The organism is Lysobacter enzymogenes, assembly GCF_017168095.1.
In the GTDB taxonomy this organism is placed as follows: Bacteria; Pseudomonadota; Gammaproteobacteria; order Xanthomonadales; family Xanthomonadaceae; genus Lysobacter; species Lysobacter enzymogenes_D.
In genome coordinates this window covers 1-2,226 of sequence record NZ_LXSD01000203.1, presented here as the reverse complement: position 1 = coordinate 2,226, position 2,226 = coordinate 1, and the positions used below count along the sequence as shown (strand labels likewise).

General features: G+C 73.3%; 2 protein-coding genes and 1 pseudogene. 1 reads left to right on the top strand and 2 read right to left on the bottom strand.

The window, feature by feature from the left end; all coding sequences use genetic code 11:
• The coding region (locus A7A76_RS05260; RefSeq protein WP_343225289.1) for an MBL fold metallo-hydrolase at nucleotides 1–850 on the top strand (850 nt) is incomplete at its 5' end.
• 156 nt (nucleotides 851–1,006) lie between these two features.
• Here A7A76_RS05260 and A7A76_RS05255 read toward each other — a convergent pair.
• A complete protein-coding gene (locus A7A76_RS05255; RefSeq protein WP_343225288.1) occupies nucleotides 1,007–1,888 on the bottom strand; it encodes a glycosyltransferase family 2 protein in 882 nt (293 codons plus the stop codon).
• Nucleotides 1,872–2,226, bottom strand: a pseudogene (locus A7A76_RS05250) (glycosyltransferase); the annotation flags it as partial. The pseudogene A7A76_RS05250 and the gene A7A76_RS05255, both read right to left, overlap by 17 nt.

Here is a 2,226-nt window from a genome sequence, read left to right as displayed (position 1 = left end):
GGCCGCGCGCACCCGCATCGTCCTGCTCGGCACCGCCGGCGGCCCCACGCCCAAGGCGCTGCGCGCCGCGCCGGCCAGCGCGGTGGTGGTCGGCGACGCGGTCTACGTGGTCGATTGCGGCAACGGCGTGGCGCGCCAGCTCGCGCTGGCCGGGCTGCGCCTGGGCCCGCTGCGCGGCGTGTTCGTCACCCATCACCATTCCGACCACAACGCCGATTACGGCAATCTGCTGCTGCTCGCCTGGGCCGCCGACCTGCGCACGCCGGTCGGCACCTGGGGCCCGCCGCCGCTCAAGCGCATGACCCGGCAGTTCCTGCGCATGAACGATGTCGACATCCGCACCCGCATCGCCGACGAGGGCCGGCCCGATCCGGCCACGCTGATCCGCGCCCACGAGCTGCGCGCGGGCGGCGAAGTCATGCGCGACGAGCGCGTGCGGGTGCGCGCGGCCGTGGTCGAGCATCCGCCGCTGCGGCCGGCGTTCGCGTATCGCTTCGATACCGCCGACCGCTCGGTGGTGTTCTCCGGCGACACCCGGCCGAGCGCGGCGCTGATCGAACTGGCGCGCGGCGCCGATGTGCTGGTGCACGAAGTCATGTACCTGCCGGCGCTGGAGACGCTGATCGCGAGCGAGCCGCAGGCCGCGCGGCTGCGCCAGCACCTGCTCGACAGCCACACCACCGCCGAGCAGGTCGGGCGGGTGGCGACCGAAGCGGGAGTGAAGACGCTGGTGCTCAACCACTTCGTGCCCGGCGGCGATGCGGCGCTGACCGATGCGGTGTGGCGTGCGGCGGTGGCGCCGCATTTCAAGGGCGAGCTGGTGATCGGGCGGGATTTGCTGGAGGTTTGAGCGCGGTGGGTGCGGTGGCGCGCTTGCGTGCGGTTTGCGCGGGGGCGGGAGGATGGCGGTCGCGGCTTGCGCCGCTCCTACATGGGCTACCTGTAGGAGCGGCGCGAGCCGCGACCGCGACGTCTCAAGATCGCCGCGCCGCCACCTGCAACCGCCTCACCGCAACGCCGCCCGCAACGCCGCGACCGGAAACCGCAGCCAGATCGCCGCGAACACCCCCGCGCGCACCAGCGCGCCGCGCCGCGGCGCTTCGAACTTGCGGAAATAGCGCCACAGCCCGCGATGCTTGTTCCATTCGACGAAGAACGGCCGCGAGCGGCTCGACACGCCGCGCACGTGGACCACGCGGATGGCGTTGGCCACCGCGACCACGCCGCCGGCTTCGCGCACGCGCCGGCACAGGTCGAGGTCTTCGGCGTGCAGGCGATAGCCTTCATCGAAGCCGCCGATGCGCGCGAACAGTTCGCGCGGCATCAGCATCAAGGCGCCCGAGGTCGCCTGCACTTGCTGCAGCGGCTGGCTGTCGATCGGCGCCACCGCCATCTTCGGCGCCGCCCACGGGCGCGCGATGCCGGCCAGCATCGCGCCGAAATCCGGATCGCGCCGGCGCACCGCGACGTCGCGCTCGCCTTGTTCGTTGACCAGGTCGGCGCTGAGCAGGCAGTCGCCGAGCGGCGCGCCCAGCGCGTGCAGGCGCCGCAGCGTGTCGGGTTCGACCATGCAGTCGGGATTGACGAAGGCCAGCCAGTCGTCCTCGTCCGGCGCCGGCTCCAGGTCGGCCGCGCCCTGGTTGCAGCCGACCGAGAAGCCGGGGTTGTCGGGGTTGGCGATGAAGCGCAGGCGCGGGTCGAGCGAGGCCTGGCGCTGGACGATGTCGAGGGTGCCGTCGTCGGACTGGTTGTCGACCACGCGGATCGCGCCGACGCCGTCGCAGGCGCGCAGGCGCTCCAGGCATTCGTCGATGGTCGCGGCGCTGCGGTAGCTGACCACCACGGCCTTGAAGACAGGTCGCGCGGCGGGGTCAGAGGAAGAGATCACGTTGCATGTCCGGTGGGCCGACCTGGGTCAGGCGGTCGGCGAGTCGTTGGCGCAGGTCGCGCAGCGGGTCCTGCATGAGGAAATGGGCCAGGCGCGCGTGCCAGTCGGGCCAGCGCGCGGCCAGCGCGTCCATGTCGCCGTCGTGCGGCCGGCCCTCGCCAGCGCGCGCGACGAAGGCGGTATCGCACAGCACGTTGCGCCAGCCCAGGCCGGACAGGCGCAGCGACAGGTCGGTCAGTGCGGCGTACCAGGAGCCGTAGCTCTCCGCGTCGAGGCCGCCGGCGCGGCGGCGCGCGGCGCCGCGCAGCAGCACGGCGTGGCCGACCGCGGCCGGCAGT